The sequence below is a fragment of the Streptomyces sp. NPDC028722 genome (assembly GCF_040637655.1).
In the GTDB taxonomy this organism is placed as follows: Bacteria; Actinomycetota; Actinomycetes; order Streptomycetales; family Streptomycetaceae; genus Streptomyces.
Genome location: NZ_JBEZWU010000012.1, coordinates 77,997 through 102,532, shown reverse-complemented (window position 1 = coordinate 102,532; position 24,536 = coordinate 77,997). Strand labels below are relative to the sequence as shown.

The 24,536-nt window shown below is 75.1% G+C and carries 12 protein-coding genes and 1 pseudogene; 8 read left to right on the top strand and 5 right to left on the bottom strand.

The window, feature by feature from the left end; genetic code table 11:
• Window positions 1-21 precede the first annotated feature (21 nt).
• From AB0F03_RS20030 to AB0F03_RS20020, 3 genes and pseudogenes are all read right to left on the bottom strand, one after another.
• Window positions 22-264 (bottom strand): annotated as a pseudogene (locus AB0F03_RS20030) (transposase); the annotation flags it as partial.
• Window positions 265-322: 58 nt separating this feature from the next.
• Window positions 323-1,063, bottom strand: coding sequence for a class I SAM-dependent methyltransferase (locus AB0F03_RS20025; protein WP_361993497.1), 741 nt, complete (start codon window positions 1,061-1,063; stop codon window positions 323-325).
• A gap of 105 nt (window positions 1,064-1,168) precedes the next feature.
• A complete protein-coding gene (locus AB0F03_RS20020) occupies window positions 1,169-1,705 on the bottom strand; it encodes a hypothetical protein (protein ID WP_361993494.1) in 537 nt (178 codons plus the stop codon).
• 238 nt (window positions 1,706-1,943) lie between these two features.
• Between AB0F03_RS20020 and AB0F03_RS20015 the strand changes: the two genes are divergently transcribed.
• The 7 genes from AB0F03_RS20015 (at window position 1,944) to AB0F03_RS19985 (ending at window position 13,714) form a co-directional block, all read left to right on the top strand.
• Entirely contained in the window at window positions 1,944-3,437 is a 1,494-nt protein-coding gene (locus AB0F03_RS20015) for an amidase (protein WP_361993491.1), read from the top strand.
• Between the two features lie 115 nt (window positions 3,438-3,552).
• Window positions 3,553-5,133 carry an MFS transporter gene (locus AB0F03_RS20010; RefSeq protein ID WP_361993488.1) on the top strand — a complete coding sequence of 527 codons (1,581 nt, stop codon included), beginning with the start codon at window positions 3,553-3,555 and terminating at the stop codon, window positions 5,131-5,133.
• Window positions 5,130-5,576, top strand: coding sequence for an HAD family phosphatase (locus AB0F03_RS20005; RefSeq protein WP_361993485.1), 447 nt, complete (start codon window positions 5,130-5,132; stop codon window positions 5,574-5,576). Before AB0F03_RS20010 ends, AB0F03_RS20005 begins: the two co-directional genes overlap by 4 nt.
• A gap of 209 nt (window positions 5,577-5,785) precedes the next feature.
• Complete coding sequence (locus AB0F03_RS20000) at window positions 5,786-7,021, top strand: galactosyltransferase-related protein (protein WP_361993482.1); 1,236 nt, start codon at window positions 5,786-5,788, stop codon at window positions 7,019-7,021.
• A 442-nt stretch (window positions 7,022-7,463) separates the two neighbouring features.
• Window positions 7,464-10,457: a type 2 lanthipeptide synthetase LanM family protein gene (locus tag AB0F03_RS19995; protein WP_361993479.1), complete on the top strand. Its 2,994-nt coding sequence runs from the start codon at window positions 7,464-7,466 to the stop codon at window positions 10,455-10,457.
• A gap of 41 nt (window positions 10,458-10,498) precedes the next feature.
• Complete coding sequence (locus tag AB0F03_RS19990; protein ID WP_361993476.1) at window positions 10,499-10,702, top strand: hypothetical protein; 204 nt, start codon at window positions 10,499-10,501, stop codon at window positions 10,700-10,702.
• A gap of 105 nt (window positions 10,703-10,807) precedes the next feature.
• A complete protein-coding gene (locus AB0F03_RS19985; protein WP_361993473.1) occupies window positions 10,808-13,714 on the top strand; it encodes an AAA family ATPase in 2,907 nt (968 codons plus the stop codon).
• A 56-nt stretch (window positions 13,715-13,770) separates the two neighbouring features.
• Here the strand turns inward: AB0F03_RS19985 and AB0F03_RS19980 are convergent, their stop codons facing one another.
• Complete coding sequence (locus AB0F03_RS19980; protein ID WP_361993471.1) at window positions 13,771-13,998, bottom strand: hypothetical protein; 228 nt, start codon at window positions 13,996-13,998, stop codon at window positions 13,771-13,773.
• Window positions 13,999-14,489: 491 nt separating this feature from the next.
• Window positions 14,490-14,726, bottom strand: a complete 237-nt coding sequence (locus AB0F03_RS19975; RefSeq protein ID WP_361993468.1) for an MbtH family NRPS accessory protein — start codon at window positions 14,724-14,726, stop codon at window positions 14,490-14,492.
• Between the two features lie 197 nt (window positions 14,727-14,923).
• Between AB0F03_RS19975 and AB0F03_RS19970 the strand changes: the two genes are divergently transcribed.
• Window positions 14,924-24,478 carry an amino acid adenylation domain-containing protein gene (locus AB0F03_RS19970; protein ID WP_361993465.1) on the top strand — a complete coding sequence of 3,185 codons (9,555 nt, stop codon included), beginning with the start codon at window positions 14,924-14,926 and terminating at the stop codon, window positions 24,476-24,478.
• Window positions 24,479-24,536: the final 58 nt, after the last annotated feature.

The window sequence follows — 24,536 nt, the reverse complement described above, 5'->3', positions numbered from 1 at the left end:
GGCAGTGGTGCTCGTGAGGCCTCATACCCATGTCTGGAGCGAGGCGAGGGCGACGGCTGCCTGGTAGGACTCGGTGGTCTTGTCGTAGCGGGTGGCGATGCCCCGCCGCTGCTTCAACCTGGTGGAGCAGCGTTCCACCACATTGCGTCGTTTGTAGGTCGCACGGTCGAAGGCCGGTGGCCGAATGCCGCGGCTGCCGAGCCGGGCCCGGTTGCGGACCTGGTCGGCCCGTTCGGGGATGGTGTGGGCGATGCCCCGACACCGTGGCCATACCTAGGCCTGTCCGGCGAGGGCATGCCTTCACGTCTCGGCGCGGAGGAACTCACGGTTTGTGGGTTACCCAGAGCAGTTCCGCCGGCCAGCGGTGTGCCCAGTCGGGTGGGTCGGTTTCGTTGTAGCCGTTGGGTGTTCCGCGTTCGGGCCGCGGCTCGATGAGGTCGTCGATGATGAGACCGGCGCCGCGCAGGACCTTGACCCAGTCGCCGTAGGTGAGCTGATAGCTGGTCGCGCCGTCGTTCTCGGCGATGGTGTTCAGCCCGAAGTAGTCCTGCCGCAGCGTCGTGGTCACGCGGCCGGCGGCTTCGTCGTAGCACGCTTCGAACCACGGGCTGGCGACGTTGAACACCAGGCGCCCGCCTCGGCTCAACACGCGTGCGGCCTGCGGGACGGCCAGGTGCGGAGGTGCCCAGCTGAGCCCACCGAAGTCGCAGAACACCAGGTCGAAGCTGTCGGCGGCGAAGGGGAGTTGTTCGGCGGCGCCTTGCACCAGTGGGTAGCGGGCGGCTCCCATCGCGCCGGCCGCTGCGGCGAGTTGGGCTTCGGACAGGTCGAGCCCGACCACGGTGGCGCCCTCGGCGGCGAGCGCCCTGGACCACTGGCCGGCGCCGCAGCCGAGTTCGAGGACGCGCTTGCCGGTTACGTCGCCCAGGGCGTGCAGGTGCGCGTCGGGGATGGAGTACATGCCCCACAGCCGGGGTGTGGCGCCGATTTGCGGGTCGTGCTTGTGCTGGTAGGCGCTGCTGATCTGGTTCCAGAGCCGCCGGTTGGCGGGGATGCTGTCCACGTGCCGACTCCACCACTGCCTGCCGGGGGCGGTCAACACGATTAGGGCACTGGTCGGCCCGCGCCTCGGCCCGCGCCTGGCTCGGCCCATGATCCGGGACGAGCCCTAGAGACCGCCGACCTTGACGGGGAACTTCTGGATGACGGCGAGCACCTTGTCCGGGTCCTCCGGATCGACCAGCTCGACCGGCTTCTCCAGCGTGTAGAGGTCGCCCCGGGGCGGGTACTGGGTCAGCTGTCCGATGAGGACCATCGGCTCCTTGGTGGTCAGAACCAGCGGTTCGCCCCCGTTCCCGGGCCGGTCGATGGTCATCGTGAAGGTCGAGACCTCGCGAAACTCGTACCTGGGCGGGAACGTCTGGGTCTGGCGCAGGATGCTCGGCGCGTCAACATCGACATCGTTCTGTTCGATGGTGATGGTGCCCCCGTCCGTCCCGTCCTCTCCCGGCAGTTCCGCAGTCACCCTGTGTCCGACGGTTCGCATGCGGACGGAGTTGATCGGGTCCTCAGGGTTGACGTCGATGCGATGCTTGATGCCGCCCCGGAAGTCGACGCTGACGAGGGCGTCCTTGATCCGGAGTGGGGTGTTGATGGCGAGGCGGGAACAGGGGATCTCGGCGCCGATCAACTGGTAGTCGCGCAATTCGAAGAGGTCAAGCGCCTCATCGAGGTCGGACGGGTCCCGGCGTCACACCGGCAGCGCCCACGTCACAGCTGCGGCACGCGGTGTCCCGCGGCACCGCCCCCGTGCAACCCGACTGCCTCGCCCGGTGTTTCCCCTCACGCCCGACTCGATGAAGGCAGTCGATGGAGACCTGTCGATGCAGACGGTCGGTACGGACATCCGACGAGGCATTCGACGACCCAGTGCGAGGCGTGAGATGGGCGAATTCACCGAACTGAGCGCCACCCGGCTCGCCGAGGCGATCCGCGGGCGGGCGATCTCCTCGGTCGAGGCGGTCCAAGCGGTGCTCGACCGCATCGAGAAGGTCAGCCCGGCCGTCGACGCCTCCGTGATCGTCTGCGGCGAACGCCCCCACGAGCGGGCCACCGCCGAGCGCGCCGTCTCGGACGGTGCCGAGCTGGACCCGGTGCACGGGGTTCCCCTCGGTGTGAAGGGCCTGGACCCGGTGGCCGGCGTCCGGATGGCCCGCAGCTCACTGGTCGTCGCCGAGGATGTCCCGCAGGAGACGATCCTGTGCGTCGAACCGCTGGAACAGGTCGGCGCGATCGTCGTGGGCAAGACCGACGCCCCGGAGTTCGCCTCCACGGCCACCACCGACAGCGCCACGCCCTTCGACAGCGCCATGAACGCGGGTGGCTCCTCCAGCGGTAGCGCCACCCCCGTCGCCTCCGGCATGGTGCCGTTCGCCCAGGGCTCCGACGCCGGAGGCTCCATGCGGGTGCCCGCGGCGTTCTGCGGCGTCTTCACCCTGATGCCGCGCTTCGGCCGCGTCCCCGTCCCGGCCAAACCCAACGCCTCCCGCCGGTACCACCCGATGGTCTGCCACGCCGCCCTCGCCCGTACCGTCGCTGCCCTCGGCGTGGACCTGATGTCCGGCGCCCATCCGTACGACCCGTACTGCTTCCCCGCCCCAGAGAAGCTCACCGACGCTTCCCACGGCGATCTCACCGGCCTCACCGTCGCCGACAGACCCGACCTCGGCGGCTACTCCGTCGAGCCCGAGGTCGAGCCCGAGGTCGAGCCCGAGCCCGAGCCCGAGCCCGAGCCCGAGGCCGAGGCCGTCGTACAGGCCGCCCTGCCCGCGCTGCGCGATGCCGCCGCCACCGTCGAGAAGGTCGGCTTCCGGCTGTCCCTGCCGCACGCCGGCCTCACCGCGATATGGCGCCGCTACCTGTCCGTCGCCCACACCGAATCCGCTGCTTTCGCCCGCGACGACGACATCGACCTGCTCGGCGCCTGCGCCGGCTCCCTCGACCAGGGCTACCTGGACTCCGTCCGGGTCGGCGAGTCACTCAGCGCCGTCGGCTTCCGGCCGGAGGACCTCGACCGCACCCGCGCGCTGTACTCCCTCGAGAGCCTCTTCGAGCGCTACGACCTCGTCGTCAGCCCGGCCAACGCCGTTACCGGTATCCCCGACTCCGCCGGGCGCGACCCCGTCGGCCACGACACCGTCGAGGGCCAGGCCGTCGACCGGTTCGTCGGCTGGTCCCTCACCAGCCCCTTCGACCTGATCGGCAGCCCCGCCGCCTCGGTGCCCGTCGGCCGGGCGGGCAACGGCGTCCCCGTCGGCCCGCAGCTCGCCGCCCGCCGCCGCGGCGATGCCCTCGTCATCCGCGCCGCCCGCCTGGAGGCCTGCCTGCCCTTAGCGGTCGCCCACCAGGACCTCGACCTGGCCGCCACCAGCGCCTGAGCCGCGGCCACCGACCGGACCGGCCGCGACCCGACGAGTCCGGGCCGGGCCGGGCCGGTCGATGTTTCGGCGGACGAACCGACCTCCCCGGCGGGGAGCAGAGACGGGAGACACTGTGCAAGCCACGACCGGCGGACGAACCGGACCCAGCGGCATGGCCCTGCTGGTCCTGCTGATCGGACAGGCGATGGCCAACATCGACCTGGCGATCGTGAACCTCGCCGCGCCCGCCATCAGCGCGGACCTCGGCGTGAGCAGTTCCGAACTCACCCTCATGGTCACCGCCTACGCGCTCTGCTCGGCCGTGCTCATCGCCCCTGCCGCCCGGCTGGGCGAGCACCACGGTGTACGCCGGGTCTACCTGTGGGGCCTGGCCCTGTTCACCCTCGCGTCCCTCGCCTGCGGACTCGCCACCAGCGCCGCCGTCCTGATCGCCGGCCGCTGCCTACAGGGCGCCGCCACCTCCCTGATGACCACCCAGGTCCTGGTCGGCATCCACCGCTGGTTCACCGGCCCCGACCGCGCCCGCGCCCTCGGCTGGAACGCGGTCACCCTCTCCGGCGGCGCCGCGTTGGGCCAGATCCTCGGCGGCACCATCGTCTCCGCCGACCTCCTCGGCACCGGCTGGCGTGCGGTCTTCCTGCTCAACGTGCCCATCGTCGCCCTCGTCCTGCTGCTTGGCCTCGTCCTGCTCCCGCACGACCGGCCCGCCGGCACAGACACCCGTGAGGGCGTGGGCCGCGGTGACAACGACATCCCCGGCACCGTGCTGCTCGCCGCCGCCACCCTCACCGTCCTCATCCCGCTGAGCCTCACCCACCCCGACTGGATCCGGCTGCTCCTGCTCGCCGCCGTACCGCTCGCCGCCCAACTGGTCCGCACCGAACGGGGGGTCATCGCCCGCGGCGGCAAGCCGGCCCTCGACCTGCGCCCGCTCGGCGCCCCCACCGTCCGCTGGTCGCTGGCCGCCTACGCCGGCACCACGCTGACCTACATCGCCATGCTCTACCTGCTCTCCCTCCACCTCCAGCAGGCGCTGAAGCTCCCGGCCTGGCAGGCCGGCCTCGTCCCGCTCGGCTGGGTCTGCGCCTTCGGCCTCGCCGGCCCGGTCCTCGGCCGCGCGCCGCGGGCCGTCGTCCGCCTCCTGCCCTTCACCGGCTGTGTCCTGCTCACCGCCGCGTACGGACTCTCGCCCGTCGTGCCCGCCGGAGCGGGCACCGGCATCTGGCCGCTCACCGCCGTCCTGTGCGTCGGCGGCTTCGGCCTCGGTCTCGCCCACACCGCGCTGCTCAACGTGCTCACCAGCGCCGTCCCGCCGCGGTACGCCGCGACGCTCAGCGGCACCGTCAACACCCTGTCCACCGTCGTCGGCGTCACCGGCGTCGCCCTGTTCGGCGCCGTCTACTCCTGGCTCGGCCGCAGTGCCTGGGCCGGACCCACCGCCGCCTGGGCCTGCTCCTGCGCCGGACTCGCCCTCGTCAGCGCACTGTGCGCCCTGGCCGCGCTCCGCGCCGTGGCCACCGCACCCGCCCCGGCGAACGCGGCCACCGCACCCGCCCCGGCGAACGCGGCCGCTGCAACCGCCGCGGCCGCCGCGGTGTTCACCCCCGAGGGGTGCTCCGGCGACACCACGTCCATCGTCGACCGCTCAGGCCGCTCCACCGACGAACGCACGACGAAGGACGACCCGTCATGACCGAGCCCGAGCTCCACCACCTCCACGCCAAGGCCGCGCTCGTCCATCTCGACGGCACCCTGGTGGCCACCGAGCACCGCAGCCGCGCCGTCTGGACCCGCCTGTTCAGCAGCCACGGCCTGCCCTGCGACGACGCGCTGCCGGCGTCCTTCGTCGGGCGGCGGGGCCAAGAAGCCGTCGCCGACCACGTCCACCGCTTTCCCGGCCACACCGTCGACGAACTGTTCGAAGAGGCCTGCGGATACCTGATGAGGCCCCACAGCCCACCGCCGTTCGCCGTCCCCGGCGCGGCCGGGCTCCTGGCCGACCTGCACGGTCGCGGCGCGTCACTCGCCGTTGTCACCTCCGGTATGCGCGCCCACGTCACCGAGCTGCTCGACCACGTCGGCGGCGCCGGGCTGTTCCAGGTCATCGTCACGGGGGAGGACGTCAGCGACGGCTAGTCCGACCCGCAGGGCTACCTGGCCGCCCGGGCCGCCGGGCTGAGCTGGGCCCAGAGCACCGACGGCCGCTGATCACCCGCACGCCGGCCAGGCCCGCACGCCGGCCGGGCCGGGCCCTCGGTCCGGTCCGGCACCACCCGTCCGGCACCACCCGTCCGGCACCACCCGTCCGGCACCACCCGTCCGACACCGCTGGGGAGACCGCCATCATGTCCGCCGCCCGCCCGTCCGAGCCCGCCGCGCTGGCCGCTGCGGCGACCAGCAGCCTGGTCCTGGTCCACGACCCGGTCGCCCGCGCGGTCGCCCCCGACTACTGGAACTGGTCGGCCGACGCCCACCACGCCGCAGCGCAGGCGCTCACCGCCCTCGACGACGACCGGGTCCGTGCCGCCACCGCCCGGCTCGCCCAGGACCCCGCCGACGGGACCGCCGCCGCGGACCTCACCGCCGCGCTCACCGCGCTGCTGCGTCGCCCGGGCGGCGAGGACGAGGGCGTCGACGCGCTGCGCGCCGCCGCCGCCCGTACCGAATCGCTGTCCCGGCTGCTCGTCCAGCCCGGCGCGCCCGGCCGGCCGGCGGCGGGGCCGGCCGCTGAGGCACCCGACACGCCGGACCTGCTGGCCGCCCTCGCCCGCAAGCCGCACGGCGGCACCCATCCCGTGGACGCCGCCGTGGTCATCCCGTTCCGCGCCCCCGACGACGCCACCGGCCGGGTCCGCAACCTGGCGGCCGTCCTCAACGCGCTCGCCGACCAGTCCCACCCTCGCGAGCGCTACCGCGTCGTCGTGGTGGAGAGCGACGAACGGCCCCGCTGGCGCGAGCTGTTCGCCGACGCCTGCGACGCCTACGTGTTCGCGCCCGACCCCGGTCGGTTCAACAAGTCGTGGACCGTGAACGTCGGCGTGGTGCACGGCGCCCGCCCCGCCGAACTCGTCTGCGTCCTGGACGGCGACATCCTCGTCGACCGCGACTTCGTCGCCCGGGCGGCCGAACGGTTCCGGCGGCCCGGCACCCAGGCTCACTGGCCGTTCGAGGACATGCTCTTCCTCGACCCCGCCTCCAGCGCCGAAGCCATCCGCACCCGTTGCCTGGACGCCGCCCCCGACCCCGGCCAGGACCGGCTGCGCGGCGTCCACCTGCGCCGGCCCCCCGGCGGCTGCGTCTGGCTGCGCGAAGACCTCTTCACCCGCATCGGCGGCATGGACGAGCGCTTCTGCGGCTGGGGCGGCGAGGACCAGGACTTCGTGTGGCGGGCCGAACGGTACGGCCCGATGGACCGCCACCGCGATCCGCTCGTCCACCTCCACCACGATCGCGCCGCCCACCGGGGCGACGACGGCGTCCCCTTCTACGACGAGGTCGAACGCGCCGGGTTCTGTAGCTGGCCCTGCGACTCGGACTTCGGCCGCCTGGACCGGAACTCCCCGCGGCCGGCCGGGGCGTAGTCATTTCGGTCGCCACGGCCGACCGGATCCAGCGGTTGTCCTTGTCGCACCTGACCTACCCGCACACCCTCGAGGAGACTGCGGCCAAGCGGCCGGGGTGGGCCGCAACGTCCCGCAGGAGGCGCCGACCGCCGTCGCCCGGGCCGTCGTCGTCGCGGACCACCTGTGCGGCCGGACGATGACCGATCGTTCACCACGGCGGCTCCCACCAGGGCGTGGGAGCGGAACCGAGCACGGCGGGCCGTTCCTGGCCGCGCCCAGCGGCCTGCCGCGGGTCGCGATGCCGACGCGACCATCCGTTGCGGAAGAGGCGTGGGGGCGGCCCGACCGGACCGCCCTTGCGACGTCTCGTCAGCCACCGCTGGCGCTGGTCCGGGTAGGGTAATTCCGGCAGCATTTCGGCTCTTGCGCCGCCACCGCGCCGGCTGACAGGCTCTGGCTCGTGACCGCCAACGATGCGCTCGCAGCAGTCGGGCCGGCCGCCCCCTCCGGGTGGCTGTCGGCCCTGGCGCCGGCGCCGTCCCAGGAGCCGCGGGACCGCGACGCGGCCGAGTTCGTCGAGGCCGCCCTCGCCGCGGCGCCCGGCGACCCGGTCCCGCCGTCCGGGCCGCTGCCGGGCACGGCCGGCTTCGCCGTCGTACTCGCGCCGTTCGCCGAGCTGGCCGGGCGGCGGCTGCTCGCCGGGCTCGACCCGGGCGTCGGCCGGTCGGCCGAGCTGGACGGGATCAACCGGGAGTTCACCGCGACCACGGCCGCCGCGCTCGGCGGCCTGGCGGCCCGCGCGCTGGTGCTGGAGCTCCAGGTGGCCCGGGTGGAGGGACGCCTGGCGGGCGTGACCCCGCGGGCCAGGTTCCGCGACTTCGTCGCCGGAACCGGGACCAGAGCCGGCCTGGTCCGGCTGTTCACCGAGTACCCCCTGCTGGCCCAACTGGTCGGTCGCAGCTGCGTGAACGCCGTCGCGGCCATGGCCGAGCTGCTCAACCGGTACGCCGAGGACCGCGCCGAGCTGGTCGCCCGGCTGCTGGCCGGACGCGACCCAGGCCCGCTGGTCGCGGTGGACCGGGCCGCGGGCGACGCGCACCGGCGCGGGCGCCGGGTCGCCGTGCTGCGCTTCGCCGACGGCAGCCGGGTGGTGCACAAGCCCCGCCCGCTCGCGGCCGACCGCCACTTCGGTGAACTGGTCGACTGGTGCAACGTCCGCGCGGGGACCCCCGGACTGCGCACACCGGCCCTGCTGACCCGTGCGGACCACGGATGGTCGGAGCTGATCGAGGCCCGCCCCTGCGCCTCGCGGGCCGAACTGGACCGGTTCTACCTGCGCCTGGGCACGCTGCTCGCGCTCGCCCACGTGCTCGACCTCACCGACCTGCACCACGAGAACCTGATCGCCAGCGCCGACCACCCGGTGCCGGTGGACCTGGAGACGCTCTTCCACCCGCCGCTGCCCGAGGACCCCGCTGCCGACGACCCGGCGGGCCGCGCGCTGGACGCGTCCGTGCAGCGGATCGGCCTCCTGCCCCAACTGGTGGTCGGGGACGGGGACGCGCTCGACCTCTCCGGCCTCGGCGGCGGCGCCGACCGCCGCTCGCCCGTCGAGACGGCCGGCTGGGAGGCCGCGGGCACCGACGCCATGCGGCTGGTCCGCCGCCCCGGCACGGTCCGCGCCGGGGCCAACCGCCCCCGGCTGGCCGGCGCCGAAGCCGAGCCCGCCGCCCACACCGAGGCGCTGGTGGCCGGCTTCCGCGCGGGCTACCGCATGCTCCTGACGCACCGGCAGGAGCTGGCCGGCCTGTTACGCCGCTTCGCCGACGACGAGGTCCGGGTGGTGACCCGGGCCACCCAGGTCTACGTGACGGTCCTCGCCGAGGCCACCCACCCCGACGTGCTGCGCGAGCCGGGCGACCGGGAGCAACTGCTGCGGCTGCTCGGTACGGACGCGGTGGACGACCAGGGCTGGCCGGGACTGCTCGACCACGAGATCGCCGAGCTGTGGGACGGCGACGTGCCGGTGTTCACCGCCCGCCCCGGCCGCACCGACCTGTGGAGCGGCACCGGCGCCCACATCCCCGGCGCCCTCGACCGGCCCGGACTGGCCCGGGTGACGGTGCGCCTCGCGGCGATGGACGAGGCCGACCTCGCCGTGCAGGAGCGGATCATCCGGACGGCGCTGGCCTGCCGGTCGACGGCGCCGGCGCATCCCGCCGCGGTGCCCGGACCCCGGCCGGCCGGGCCGGGTGCGAGAGCCGCCAGGCAGGCCGGGCCGCCGGCGCCCGGCCAACTGCTTGCCGCCGCCCGGGAGCTCGGCGACCTGCTGGTCCAGCAGGCCCACCGGGGCCGGGGCCGAGCGAACTGGCTGGGCGTCGAACTGCTCGGCGAGCGGTACCGCAGGCTCGGGCCGTGCGGCGCCGATCTGGGGCACGGGTACCCGGGCGTCGCCCTCTTCCTCGCCCAGCTGGCCGCGCTCACCGGCGCGGACCGCTACGCCGGGACGGCACGCGCCGCGCTGCGCCCGCTGCCGCGGCTGCTGGAGCGGCTAGCCGCGCTCCCGGACGAAGATCTCGGCGCGGTCGGCTCGGGCGGCTTCACCGGGCTCGGCGGCATCCTGTACGCGCTCACCCGGGTGTCGGCCGTGCTGGACGACACCGGGCTGCGCGCCCTCGTCGAACCGGCGGCAGCGCTGACCGTCCGGGCCGCCGGGGCCGAGCGGGCGACCGGCGTGCTCGACGGGACGGCGGGCGGCTTGGCCGCGCTGCTGGCCGCGCACCGGGCGTACCCGTCGGCCGAGCTCCGGCGCGGCGCGGACGCCTGCGCCGACCGGCTCGCCGCCGGGCCCGTCCCGGCGGCGCCGGGCTTCGCCACCGGCGCCGCCGGGATCGGCTGGGCGCTGCTCGGCTTCGCGGGCTCCGGGGGCGGCGAGCAGTACCGCCGGGCGGGGCTGGCCGCGCTGCGTTCGGCCGTGGCCGCGCTGCCGTCGGCCGGCGCCGACCTCTCCTGGTGCACCGGCGAGGCGGGGGTGGCGCTGGCGGTCGCCGACCGGCCCGGAGCGATGGCGGATCCGGTGCTGGCGGCGGCCGTCGCCGCGGCCGTCGGACACCTCGCGGACGCCGGACCGGTGCCGGACGGCAGCCTCTGCCACGGCGAGTGGGGCCTGCTGGAGCTGCCGCACCGGACAGCGGCCGCGGCGGTGCTCCGGGCGCGGGCCGCCGGGCCGGTCCGGCGCGGCCCGGACCCCGCGGTCGGCGGCGGCATCACGGCGCCCGGCCTGCTCACCGGCCTGGCCGGCCACGGCCTCGGCCTGCTGCGGCTGGGCTTCGCCGACCTGGTCCCCCCGGCGCTGCTGCTGCGGGCGCCGGACCCCGAACCCGTCCCGTCCCGGCTCCGGGTCGGAGCCGCGGACGGCTCCTGGACTTCTGGAGCCGGGCGCCGCGCCACCTGACGCAGACCACCGAGAACATCCGCAGTGAAAGGAACCCCTTGATGAACACCACCGACCTCGTGCAGCTCCGGAAGCAGCCCACCACCCGGTACGGCGCCACCACCGACCACCCGGCGGGTGAGATCCGGCTGCGCAGCGGCGGCGGGCTCGGCCGCCGGTCCCAGCTGCTCGGCGAGTTCTCGGCGTTCCGCGGTACCAGCCCGTGGACCTCCGTCAGCATCGAGGTCCACGACGAGCGCCACTGAACAGGCCGTCGGGCGGCAGCGGCGGGCCGCTGCGGCGCAGCGTGATCATCTTTCCCGTGGAGTTCTCTCTACTCAGCGCGAGTGCGGCACGGGTAGCCTGCGGAGGTGCACACTACTGCCCCGACCACCATCGGCCGCGAGACCGAACTCGGGCTGTTCCGGCGTGCACTGACTGCCCTTCAGGACCGGGCGGGCCACACGGTCCTGCTGGTGGGGGAGGCCGGGATCGGCAAGTCGCGGCTGGCCGGGGAGTGCGCCGGTCAGGCCGAGTCGCTCGGCCTGCCGGTGCTGCGCGGGCGCGGCAGCCCGACCAGTGCCGGGATGCCGTACCGCCCGCTCATCGAGGCGCTGAACTCCCGCTTCCGGGTCACGGGCGTGCCTCAGGACCCGGAGCTGGAGCCCTACCGGCCGGCCCTGGGCCGGGTGATCCCGGAGTGGCGGCACACCGCCGTGCCCGGCTACCCCGAGAGCGCGGTGGAGCTGGCCGAGGCCGTGCTGCGGCTGCTGGCCGTGCTCGGCCGGGACCGCGGCTGCCTGCTCGTCCTGGAGGACCTGCACGAGGCCGACTCGGAGACCATCGCCGTGGTGGACTACCTGGTCGACAACCTGGCCGGGCTGCCCGTCCTGCTGGCGGCCACGCTGCGGCCCGAGCCGGGCGCCGCGCTGGAGCTGGCCCGGGGCGCCGAGCGGCGCCGGGTCGCCTCGCTGGCCACCCTGGAGCCGCTCGGCGCACCCCAGGTCGGCGCGCTCGCGGCCGGCTGCCTGGACCTGCGGGCCGAGCAGGTGCCCGCCGCCGTGGTCGAGCGACTGAGCAAGCTCAGCAACGGCAACCCGTACCTCGTCGAGGAACTGCTCGCCGAGATGGTCGGTTCCGGAGTGCTGCGCCGGGACGGCGGCGGCTGGCTGGTCGCCGGCGACCTGGCGGCCGCGGTCCCGGTCAGCGTGGTCAGCGGCCTGCGGCAACGGCTGGCGCAGCTCGATCCGCAGGTGCGCGACCTGCTGCTGCTCGCCGCCACCCTGGGCACCGGGTTCTCGATCGGCACGCTGGAGCTGATCACCGGACACAGCATGCGGCTGCTCCTCGACCAGCTGGCCGCCGCGGCCGCCTCGGGCTTCGTCGTCCCCGATCCCACCGCGGTCGACCAGTACGCCTTCCGGCACGCGCTCACCGCGGAGGCGCTGCTCGCCGGGCTGCCGCCGGCCGAGCGGGCGGTCATCGCCCGCCGGGCGGCCGAGGCGGTCCTGGCCGCCGACCCGGCGGTCGCCGACGACCGCTGCCAGCTGGTGGCGCGGCTACGGCTGCTGGGCGGCGACGAGGCGGGAGCGGCGCTGCTCTACGCCGAAGCCGGCCGCCGAGCGCTCGCCGGGGGTGCCTCGGCCACCGCCGTGCGGCTGTTGGAGCGGGCCCGCGGGCTGGCGGCGCCGGCCGACCGCACCGCCGTCACCGAGTCGCTGGTGCACGCGACGGCCGAGACCGGGCAGCTGGACCGGGCACTCGCGCTGGCCGAGTCGCTGCCGGACGCGGGGGCCGACGCGCTGGACATCGAGCGCCGGGTCGCCCTGCACACCAGGCTCGCCTGGGCCGCGGTGATCTCCGAACGCGCCGCCGACACTCTGGCGCAGGTGGCCGCCGCCCGCGCGCAGCTCGGCGACGCGCCGGACCCGCGGCACACCGCCGCGCTGGCCGTGGTCGAGGCCCACCTGGCGCTGCTGCCCGCGCACGGCGCGGAGACGGCCGGGACCGAGCGGCTGGCCCGCGAGGCGGCCGAGGTCGCCGAGCGGGAGAAACTCCCCGTGGTGGCCTGCCAGGCCTGGCAGCTGCTCGCCCTGCTGGCCCGCGAGCGCGGCTTCGACGACGCGGACGCCTGCCTGGAACGGATGCTCGCCGTCGCGGAGGAGCACAGCCTGCCGGTCTGGCGGGTGGAGGCGCTGCTGCGGCTCGGCGCCAACGCCTTCCTGCGCAGCGGTGACGCGCGTCGCATCCGGGAGGCGCGGGACGCCGCCCGCGACCTGGGCGCCCTCGCCCTGGCCCAGCACGCGGAGGGGCTGCTGGCGATGGACGCCGTGCAGCGCGCCGACTTCCCGGCCGCACAGGAGATCATCGACCGCTGCCTGGAGCCGAGCGCCCGGATGCGCAACCTCGGCGGCCACCGCTACCTGCTGCTGGTGGCCGCCACCCTCGCCGCCCACCAGGGCCGGCGGCGGCAGATGGAGCGGGAACTGCTCCGGTTCGACCAGGCCGACGAATCCACCTCCTTCCTGATGCCGGTCCTGCTCGGCCTGTGCCGGGCGTTCTGCGCCCTGCTGGAGGAGAACCGCACCCAGGCGCTGGCCGAGCTGGCCGCCGCGGCGGCCTGGGAGGACCAGCACCCCAACATGTTCTACCTGAGCGGACGGTACGGCCTCGGTCCGCTGCTCGCCGTCGTCGGCGGCACCGCCGACCGTGCGGCGTACGCGGCGGCCCTGGCGGCGCCGGCCGCCGCGCTGGCCTGGAACCGGCAGTTCCTGGTGCTCACCGACGCCGTCCTGCTCGGGCGGGAGGGCCGCGGCCGGGAGGCCGCCGGACTGGTGGACCGGGCGCGGCAGGAGTTCCGGGGGTTCCCGACCGGCCGTCACCTCGGGCTGCGGCTGGTCGCCGAGGCGGCCCTGGCCGACGGCTGGGGCGAGCCCGTCGCCTGGCTGCGGACCGCCGAGGAGTACTTCCACCAGGCCGGCGTCCGCTCCGTCGCAGGCGCCTGCCGGTCGCTGATCCGGCAGGCGGGCGTGCCGGTCGCGCAGCGGCGCACCGGGCGGGAGCTGATCCCCGAGGGGCTGCGGTCGGTCGGGGTGACGCCGCGTGAATTCGACGTGTTCGCGCTGCTCGTGGAGCGGCTCGGGAACCAGGACGTCGCCCAGCGGCTGTCCATCTCGCCCCGCACGGTGGAGAAGCACATCGCCAGCCTGCTCCACAAGACCGGCAGCACGAACCGCGCGGAGCTGTGCCGGCTCGCCCGCGTGCTGTGCGGGGACTGACCGCGCATGGCACCGGGCCGGTCGGATTCCGCCCGGTGCCACGGACGAGTCGTCGGTCACCGCGCCCCGGGTGGGGGGAAGTCCGGGACGTCGGTGCCGAGATCCTGCCCATGAGTCCGGTGACGGATCAGGTCGGCGACGCCGAGGTCCAGCACGCCCAGGCCGAACGGCGAGAAGACCGTCAGGGCCTGGGGGTCGCGCTCGCTCCGGCCACCGGTGAGGATGGCGCCGATCGAGCCGGCGACGAAGTCGCGGTGACCGGCCTGCTCCTCGGCCGGCCGCACCGAGGGGGACTCGCAGACGTGGTCACCGTCGTCGACGATGTTGACGCTGGACAGGATGGTCTCCGGGGCGAGGTCGCGCAGGGACAGGTGCAGCAGCAGCGTCCGGGCGGGCAGGGGGGACGGGTCCAGGTGCGCGCCGGCCGGCGGCGGTTGAGCACGCGGTCGAGGTCGCTGACGTGCACCGCCTCGCCCGCGAGACAGTCCGGGTGGAGGGCCGGGCGCACGGCCGCGCCGTGGCCGGGGACCAGCCGAGGCGCGGACTCGCGTGGGCTGCCCGAGTCGGACTCGACCACGACCGACCGGCCGGGAATCAACCGGCCCTCGCCGGTGGCCCCGCGCAGCAACTCCAGCGCGGAGCGTCTTTGATCTAGCCGCCGGGGTCATGCGCCTCCGGCTCGGCGAACAGGTGGAAGCGGGCGGTCGGGTCGAACCTGGTCAGCTCGACCAGCGGCCTCCGGCCCACGGTCCGGAGCACGCCGGCGGGCACGGTGTCAGACGGTCGCACGGGTCCCGCCGGTGGCGGCGCCGTCCATCCGGTTGCGCAGGCTCAGCGGCCGCATGTCGGTCCACACGGTCCCGATGTGCGCCAGGCACTCCTCCCGGCCGCCCCGGGTACCCTCGGGCCGCCAGCCGAGCGGCAGTTCGCGGTCGGCGAGCCAGACCGAGTACTGCTCCTCGTCGTTGAGCACGACCAGGTAGCTACGGGTGTCGGCGGCTTCCTCGGCCATCAGGCCCTCCTGCCCTCGGGGGTTCGACACGGCGACGGGGCGAGCCTGCCGGGCGCCGGAGAACGGCGACAAGAGACAAACGGGCAGCGGGAACGACATCGCACCCTGCCGTTGTGTCCCTGGTGCCGGGCTTGCGCCCGCCAGCAGGCTTCGCCGGGGGCGCGGTGCGCGTCCGTGAGGACCCGTGGAGGTGGCCGGTGGAGATTGACGACAGCCGTGGCGGCACGGACAGCACGGCCGGGACGCCCCGCAACGCGTCGTTCGGGCAGCAACGGCTCTGGTTCCTCGACCAGTTGCGGCCGGGCACGCCCGACTACCTGCTCCCGCTGGCACTGCGGATCCGGGGCGACCTGGAGACCGGCGCGCTGCTCGGGGCGCTCACCGCCGTCGTCGAGCGGCACGAGGTGCTGCGCACCAGCTACCGGCAGGACGCCGGCCGGCTGTTGCAGCGGATCGCTCCGGATGCCGAACTTCCCTTCCGCCAGTGCGACTTCACCGACCTCCCGGCCGCCGACCGGGAGGCTCGGCTGACCCGGCTGATCGAGGAGGAGCTGCGGCTCCCGGTCGACCTGGCCCGGCAGCCCCCGCTGCGGGCCGTGCTGGCCCGGGTGGGCCCCGCCGACCACCTGCTGATCGTGGTGGTCCACCACATCGCCTTCGACGGCATGTCCTGGCACCTTCTCGGGGCCGAGCTGGCGGCCGGCTACCGGGAGCGCACCGGCGGCGCGCCCGCGGCCCTCGCACCGCTCGCCCTGCAATACGCCGACTTCGCCGACTGGCAGGCCGAGCGGCTCACCGGCCGGCGGCTGGCCGCCGGGCTGGACCACTGGCGCACCGCGCTGGCGGGTCTGACGCCGCTGGAGCTGCCCACCGACCGCCCCCGCCCGGCCGTCTGGGACGGCGCCGGCGACGCCGTCCGCTTCGAGCTGCCGGCCGAGCTGATGGCACGGGTCGACCTACTCGCCCGCCGCAGCCGGGCGAGTAGGTTCATGGTGCTGCTCGCCGCGTTCCAGGCGGTGCTCGCCAGGTTCAGCGGGCAGCGGGACATCGCGGTCGGCACGCCGGTGGCCGGCCGCGGCCTGCCCGACGCCGAGCGGCTGATCGGCCTGTTCGTCAACACCGTGGTGCTGCGCGGCGACCTGAGCGGCGAGCCGTCCTTCCGGACCCTGCTCGGCCGGGTCGCGGCGAACACGCTGGCCGCCCTCAGCCACGCCGGTACGCCGTTCGAAGTGGTGGTGGACGAGCTGGCGCCGGAGCGTGACCTCGCCCGCAACCCGCTGTTCCAGGTGTCCTTCTCGCTGCGCACCGCGCCGCCGGAGCCGATCGCGCTGCCCGGCCTCGACTGCGAGCTGGTCCGCACACCGCTGACCGGCTCGCCGTTCGACCTGGTGCTGGACACCGACGTACTGCCCGACGGGCGGCTCAACGCCCGGCTCCAGTACGCCACCGCGCTGTTCGACCGGGCGACCGCGAAGCGCCTGGCCGACGCCTTCCGGGTGCTGCTCGACGCCGTGCTGGCCGACCCGGACCGCCCGCTGCACCGTGTCGGCCTCCTGACCGACCAGGACCGGGCGGGTGTGGTCGAGAAGTTCAACGAGACCGCCGTACCGCTGCCCGAGCGCTGCCTGCACGAGCTGTTCGTCGAGCAGGCCGAGCGCACCCCGCGGGCGGTCGCGCTGCGCTGGCCGGACGGTGAGCTGACGTATCGTCAGCTCGATCGCCGGGCCAACCTGCTGGCGCACCGGTTGCGGGCGCACGGGGCGGGGCCGGAGAGCCTGGTGGGCGTCTGCCTGCGCCGGGGTCCGGAACTGGTGGTGGCGCTGCTCGCGGTGCTCAAGGCCGGTGCCGGCTACCTGCCGCTGGCGCCCGATCACCCGCCGCTGCGGCGCTCCCGGCTGCTCGACCGGGCCGGCGCCGAACTGCTGATCAGCGACGAGGAGTTGGCGCAGGGCTGGACCGGTACGGTGCTGGCCGTCGAGGACGGGGAGCGGGAGACCGCGCCCGAGAGCGGCGCCGGGCCGGACAACCTCGCGTACCTGATCTACACCTCGGGCTCCACCGGCGAGCCCAAGGGCGTCATGGTGAGCCACCGCAACGTGGTCAACTACGTGCGCTGGTCGGCCCGGACCTACCTCGGCGAGGGCGCCGGCACCGCGCTGTACTCCTCGGTCGCCTTCGACCTGCCGGTCACCTCGCTCTTCCCCGCGCTGCTCACCGGCGCCGCCGTCACCCTCACCCCGGACGACGGCACGCCCGGCCTCGGCGGCCTGGTCCAGCTGCTGAGCCGGGACTCCTTCGACCTGCTGAAGCTCACCCCGACCCACCTCGGGCCGCTCGGCCGGGAGCTGCCCGCGGCGGCGCTGCGCACCGCGACACCCCACCTGGTGGTCGGCGGCGAGCAGCTCACCGGCGCGATGCTGGAACCGTGGCGGCGGCACGCCCCGGACACCGTGGTGTTCAACGAGTACGGCCCGACCGAGACCACGGTCGGCTGTGCCACCCTCGCCCTCCCGGTGCGCGAGCTCGACCAGGGCCCGATGGGCATCGGCGTGCCGATCGACAACACCACCCTGTACGTGCTGGACGCCGAGCTCGAGCCGGTGCTGCCGGGCGCCGTCGGCGAGCTGTACATCGGTGGCGTCCAGGTGGCCCGCGGTTACCGGGGGCGCGGCGACCTCACCGCCGACCGCTTCGTCCCCGACCCGTACGCCAAGGTCCCCGGCGCCCGGCTCTACCGCAGCGGCGACCTGGTCCGGCACCGCTCCGACGGCCTGCTGGAGTTCCTCAGCCGAGTCGACACCCAGCTGAAGATCGCCGGGTTCCGGGTCGAACCGGCCGAGGTGGAGGCCGCGCTGGCCGAGCACCCCGAGGTGCTGGAGGCCGCGGTGGGCGCCCACGGCACGGGAGACGCGGCCCGGCTGGTCGCCTACCTGGTGCCGGCCGGCGAGCGTGAACCGCGGGTGGCCGAACTCCGCACCCACCTGGAGCGGTTGCTCCCCGCCTACCTGGTGCCCGCGCTGTACGTGGTGCTGCCCGAGCTGCCCCACACGGCCAGCGGCAAGGTGGACCGCAAGGCGCTGCCCGACCCGACCGGCGCCCGGCTGGTCCCGGCCGAGGACCGAGTCGCGCCGTGCACCCCGCTGGAGCAGGCGGTCGCCGCCATCTGGTGCGAACTGCTCGACCTGGACGAAGTCGGCGTGCACGACGACTTCTTCGCCCTCGGCGGCAACTCCCTGCTGGCCACCCGGCTGGCCTTCCGGCTCCGGCAGGTGCTCTCGGCCGAGGTGCCGCTGGCGGACGTGTTCGCGGCCGGCACCGTCGCCCGGCTCGCCGAGGTCCTGGCCGCCGCCACCGCCGACCGGCAGGCGCCGATCACCCCGGCGGGCACGGACGGACCGCTGTCGCTCTCCTTCGCCCAGCAGCGCCTCTGGTTCCTCGACCGCCTCGCGCCCGGCGCCACCGACTACCTGGTGCCGATCGCGCTGCGGCTGCGCGGCCCGCTGGACCGGCCGGCGCTGACCACCGCGCTGGCCGCCCTGGCCGAGCGCCACGCGGTGCTGCGCACCCGCTACGAGGAGCGCGACGGCGAGCCGGTCCAGCTCGTCGACCCCGGCGCCCGGATCCCGCTGACCGAGCGGGCGGCCACCGAGGAGGAGGCGCTGCGGCTGATCCGCGCGGACCTGGAGGTCCCGTTCGACCTGGCGGCCGGCGCCCCGGTCCGCGCGATGCTGCTGCGCATCGGCGCGGACGACCACCTGCTGGCGCTGACGCTGCACCACATCGTCTCCGACGGCTGGTCGGTCGAGGTGCTGGCCGACGAGCTGGCGCGGCACTACGCCGGCGAGGCCGTCGAGCCGCTGCCCGTCCAGTACGCGGACTTCGCCCGCTGGCAGCGCGAGCACGCCGCCACCGAGGAGTTCGCCGCCCGGCTCGGGCACTGGCGGGAACGGCTGGCCGGCCTGGCCCCGCTGGAGCTGCCCACCGACCGCCGCCGCCCGCGCCTGCGCGACCCGCGCGGCGACCGGCTCGCCGTCGAGCTGCCCGCCGAACTCGGCAAGTCGATCGATGACCTGGCCCGCCGCAACGGCGCCACCCCGTTCATGGTGCTGCTCGCCGGCTGCTACGCGCTGCTCGGCCGGTGGAGCGGCCAGCAGGACATCGCGGTCGGCACCGCAGTCTCCGGCCGCGCCCGCTCCGAGACGGCGCCGCTGATCGGGTTCTTCGCCAACACCCTCGTGCTGCGCGGCGACCTCAGCGGGCGCCCCAGCTTCACGGAACTGCTCGCCCGGGTCCGGGAATCGGCGCTCGACGCCTACGCCCACGCCGACGTGCCGTTCGAACGCGTCGTCGAGGAGCTGGCACCCGAGCGCGACCTGTCCCGCAACCCGCTCTTCCAGGTGATGTTCGAGCTGCGCCCGCCCCAGGGCGAGGCGTTCACCCTGCCCGGGCTCCGGGTCGAGCAGCTCGCCGTCTCCTGGCCGGCCGCCAAGTTCGACCTGACGGTCTCGGTGCAGCCGCAGCCCGACGGCACCCTGCGCTGCGGCTTCGAGTACGCCACCGCGCTGTTCGACCGCGACACCGTACGAGGGATGGCCGAGCACTACGGCCGCCTGCTCGCCGCGGTGGTCGCCGAACCGGACCTGCCGCTCGACCGGGTCGAGGCGCTGGACCCCGCCGAACGGGAGGCGCTGGTGCACGGCCGGTACGACACCGCCACCGAGCCGCCCGCCCGCTGCCTGCCCGAGCTGTTCTCCGAGCAGGCCGCCCGCACCCCCGACGCGCCCGCCGTCGTCTTCGCCGAGCGCACCCTGAGTTACGCCGAACTCGATGCACGGGCCACCCGGCTGGCGCACCACCTGCGCGCCGTCGGGGTGCGCGCGGAGACCCCGGTCGCGGTCTGCCTGCGCCGGGAGGCCGACCTGGTCACCGCCCTGCTCGGCGTGCTCCGGGCCGGTGGCACCTACGTGCCGGTCGACCCCGCGCACCCGGCGCGGCGCCGCGCCCACGTGCTCGCCGACAGCGGCGCCGCCGTGCTGATCAGCCAGTCCTGGATCCGCGGGGAACCGCCCGAGGGCGCGGCCCGGCTGGTGCTGCTCGACGAGGACCCGGAACTGGTCGGGCCGGCACCGGTCGACCTGCCGCCGGCCGCCGAACTGCCGCCGCTCGACCCCGCCGGGGCCGCCTACCTGGTGTACACCTCGGGCTCGACCGGTCGTCCCAAGGGCGTGCTGATCAGCCACGAGGCCATCCGCAACCGGGTGCTGTGGACGGTGCGCGAACACGGCCTCGGCCAGGCGGACCGGGTGCTGCAAAAGACCACGGTCGGCTTCGACGCCTCCGTATGGGAGTTCCTGGCACCGCTGGTCTGCGGCGGAACGGTGGTGGTCGCCGCCGACGGCGTGCCGCGCGACCCGGCCGCCATGGTGCGGGCGGTGGCCGAGCACCGGATCACCGTGCTGCAACTCGTGCCGTCCGTGCTGCGGCTGCTGGTCCAGCAGCCCGGGCTGCGCGACTGCGGCACCCTGCGGCTGGTGTTCTGCGCCGGCGAGCCGCTGCCCGTGGAACTCTGCGACCGGCTGCTCGCCCTGCTGCCGGTCACCCTGGTCAACACCTACGGCCCCACCGAGTGCGCCATCGACGTGACCTCCTGGCGCTACGACGGCCGGGAGGCCGGCGAGATCGTCGCCATCGGGCAGCCGATCGACAACACCCGGATCCTGGTGCTCGACCCGGACGGTGGCCTGCTCCCGCTCGGCGTCCCCGGCGAGCTGTGCGTGGCCGGCACCGGCCTGGCACGCGGCTACTTTCGCCGCGGCGACCTGACCGCCGAGCGCTTCGTTCCCAACCCGTACCCGGCCGCCCCGGGCGAGCGGCTCTACCGCACCGGGGACCGGGTCCGGCGCCGCGCCGACGGCACGCTGGAGTACCTCGGCCGGCTGGACCGGCAGGTCAAGCTGCGCGGCATCCGGATCGAACCCAGCGAGATCGAGGCCGCGCTGTGCGAGCACCCCTCGGTCGCCGCGGCGGCCGTCGGCGTCTACGGTGACCAGCAACTGGTCGGCCACGTCGTCCCCGTCGAGGGCGTCGAACCCGACCCGGCCGCGTTGCGGGCCCACCTGGCGGCCCGGCTGCCGGACGCCATGGTGCCGGCCGTGCTGCGGGTCCTCGCCGCACTGCCGCTCACCGCCAGCGGCAAGGTGGACCTCGAGGCGCTGCCCGGGCTGGCCGGGCTGGCCGCGGTGGGGGAGTACCTCGCACCGCGTGACCCCGCCGAGCAGACCGTCGCCGAGGTCTTCGCCGAGCTGCTGGGCCGCGAGCCGGTCGGCGCGCTCGACGACTTCTTCGCCCTCGGGGGCCACTCGCTGCTCGCCACCCGGCTGGTCTTCCGGCTGCGGGCGGCCTTCGGCGTCGAGATCCCGGTCGCCGAGGTCTTCTCCCGCCGCACCGTCGCCGCCCTGGCCGAACTGGCCACCGCCCCGGGCGCCCGGCCCGCCGACCCGGCCGGAGCGGTGCTGCCGGTGCCGCGCGGCGGTGCGCTGCCGCTCTCCTCCGCCCAGCGCCGGATGTGGTTCCTCGACCAGCTGGAGCCCGGCAGCTCCGAGTACCTGGTGCCGCTGGTGCTGCGCCTGCGCGGCCCGCTGCACACCGCCGCACTGGCCGGCGCGCTGGACCACCTGGCGGTCCGTCACGAGGCGCTGCGCACCCGCTACCTGGCGCCGGGCGGCGAGCCGGTACAGGTGATCGACCCGGTGGCCGCCCTCGGTGCCGCGCCGGTGGACCTCTCCGGCCTGCCGGCGGAGAAGGCCGCCGCTCGGGCCGGGGAGCTGGTGCGGGCCGAGACCGCCCGGCCGTTCCGCCTCGACCGGGAACCGCCGCTGCGCGCCCTGCTGGTCAAGGTCGGCGAGCAGGAGCACCTACTCGTACTGACGGCCCATCACATAGCGGTCGACGGCTGGTCCGTGGACCTGCTGACCCGCGACCTAGGGCTGCTCTACCGGGCCCGGCTCACCGGCGGCAGCCCACCGCCCGCGCCACCTGTGCAGTACGCAGACTTCGCGGCCTGGCAGGACCGCTGGTCGCGGAGCGAGCTGCCGGAGGCCCAACTCGCGCACTGGCGGGAGCGGCTGGGCGGACTCACCCCGCTGGAGCTGCCCACCGACCGGCCCCGCCCGGCCGTCCGCGACCCGCGCGGCGACCTGCTCGCCCTCGCCGTCCCCGACGAGCTCGCCGAGGCCGTGGCGGACCTGGCGCGCAGCCAGGCGGTCACCCCGTTCGTGGTGCTGCTCGCCGCCTTCGACGTGCTGCTCGCCCGCTACACCCGGCAGGCGGACGTCTGCGTCGGCACCCCGACCGCCGGCCGGACCCGGCCCGAAGTGGAGGAAGTGGTCGGCTCGTTCGTCAACACCGTGGTGCTGCGCGCCGACCTCGGCGGCGACCCGAGCTTCGCGGCGCTGCTGCGCCGGGTCCACCAGGACGTGATCGCCGCCTACAGCCACCAGGACCTGCCCTTCGACCGCCTGGTCGACGAACTCCAGCCGGACCGGGACCTGTCGCGGAACCCGCTGTTCCAGGTGATGTTCGAGCTACAGCACGTCCAGAGCACCCCGCTGCGGCTGGACGGCCTGACCGTCGAGCGGGTCCCCTCGCCCTGGCGGACCGCGAAGTTCGACCTCACCCTCTCGCTCGGCCGCCGCGCCGACGGCGGTCTGCAAGGGCTGTTCGAGTACGCCACGGCGCTCTTCGACCGCACCACGGTCGAGCGGATGGCCGGGCACTACCTGACCCTGTTGCGCGCGGCCACCGCGCGACCCGAGACCCCGCTCAGCCGGCTGGCGATCCTCACCGGGGACGAGCGGGAGCAGCTGGTGCACGGCTGGAACCCGGCCGGCGCCGAGCTGCCGGCGGCCTGCGTGCCGGCCCTGTTCGAGCGGCGCGCCGCCGAGATCCCCGACGCGGTCGCCGTCTCCTTCGGAGCGGCCTCGCTCGGCTACGCCGAGCTCAACGCCCGGGCCAACCAGCTGGCCCACCACCTGCGCGAGCTGGGTGTCGGGGCGGAACGCCCGGTCGCCGTCTGCATGGAGCGCGGGGTCGAGGTCGTGGTGGCGCTGCTCGCGGTGCTGAAAGCGGGCGGGGTCTACGTGCCGATCGATCCCGAACACCCGGCGGAGCGGCTGGCATTCATGCTGGGCGAGCTGGACGCCGGGGCCGTGCTGAGCACCGCCCGGTTCGCCGAGCGGCTCTCCGCCGTCGCCCGCGGCCCGCTGGTGCTGGTCGACGCGGAGGCGGGGCGGATCGCCGAGCGCCCGGACCACAACCCCCCGCCGCAGGCCGCGCCGGACCAACTGGCGTACATGATCTACACCTCGGGGTCCACCGGGCAGCCCAAGGGCGTGCTGATCCAGCACGGCTCCTACGCCCACCACTGCCGGGTGATCGCCGACGCCTACGGCATCGAGCCGGACGACCGGGTGGTGCTGCTCTCGGCGCTCACCTTCGACGTGGCGATGGACCAGATCGCCGCCACCCTGCTGGCCGGCGCGACCGTCGTCGTGGCCGACCCGCTGTTCTGGAGCCCGGCCGAACTCCCCGGACGGGTCGCCGAACACGGCATCACCGTCATGGAGATCACCCCCGCCTACTACCGGGAGGTGATGCAGCAAGTGCGGCCCGGCGACGAACGGCTGAGCGGCCTGAAGCTGATGAACGTCGGCAGCGACGTGGTCACCGTGGACGACGCCCTGGCCTGGGCCACCACCGGCCTGCCCGGCCGGTTCCTGTGCAATTACGGCCCCACCGAGGCGACCGTCACCTGCGTCCTGCACCCCGTGCCGGCGGCCCCGCCCGGCCGTGGTGAGGCCGCGCTGCCGATCGGCCGCCCCGTCCCGGGCACCCGGGCCTACGTGCTGGACGGTGCCGGCGACCCCGCACCGGTCGGGGTGCCCGGCGAACTCCATCTCGCCGGGGTCCGGTTGGCCCGCGGCTACCACCGCCGTCCCGGGCTCACCGCGGAGAAGTTCGTCCCCGACCCCTTCGGCGACGTGCCGGGCGGCCGGCTCTACCGGACCGGCGATCTGGTGCGCTACCTCGCCGACGGCACCATCGAGTTCCTCGGCCGGATCGACCAGCAGGTCAAGCTGCGCGGATTCCGGATCGAACTGGGGGAGATCGAGGCGGTGCTGGCGCAGCACCCCGGGCTGCGCCAGGTCGCCGTCGTCGTCCGCGACGTCCGGCCGGGCGACCGCCGGCTGGTCGCCTACCTGGTACCGCGCGGCGACGGCTGCCCGGACGTCGCCGAGCTGCGCGAGTGGGCCGGCGAGCGACTGCCCTCCTACATGGTGCCCTCGCTCTGGACGACCCTGTCCGAGCTGCCGCTGACCCCCAGCAAGAAGGTGGACCGCAAGGCCCTCCCGGAGCCCGCCACCACCGGCGAGCTGCTGGAACGCCCCTACCAGGCGCCGCGCAACCCGACCGAGGAGATCGTGGCCGAGGTGTGGGCGGAGATCCTCGGCATCGAGCGGATCGGCGTCGACGAGGACGTCTTCGTCCTCGGCGCCCACTCGCTGCTCGCCACCCGGGTGCTCGCCCGGCTGGCCGCCGTGTTCGACGTGGACCTGCCGCTGCGCCGCCTCTTCGAGGCCACCACGGTGGCCGCCCTGAGCCAGGTGCTGCTGGAAGCGCTGGAGGCGCAGATCGCCGAGCTGACGGACGAGGAGGTCGCCGCGCTGCTGGCGGAGGAGGGCGAAGCCCGCTGAACCCCGGGCCCGGCACGTCCGCCCGTCACCCCCTCGGGGGCGGCGGGCGGACGTTCCC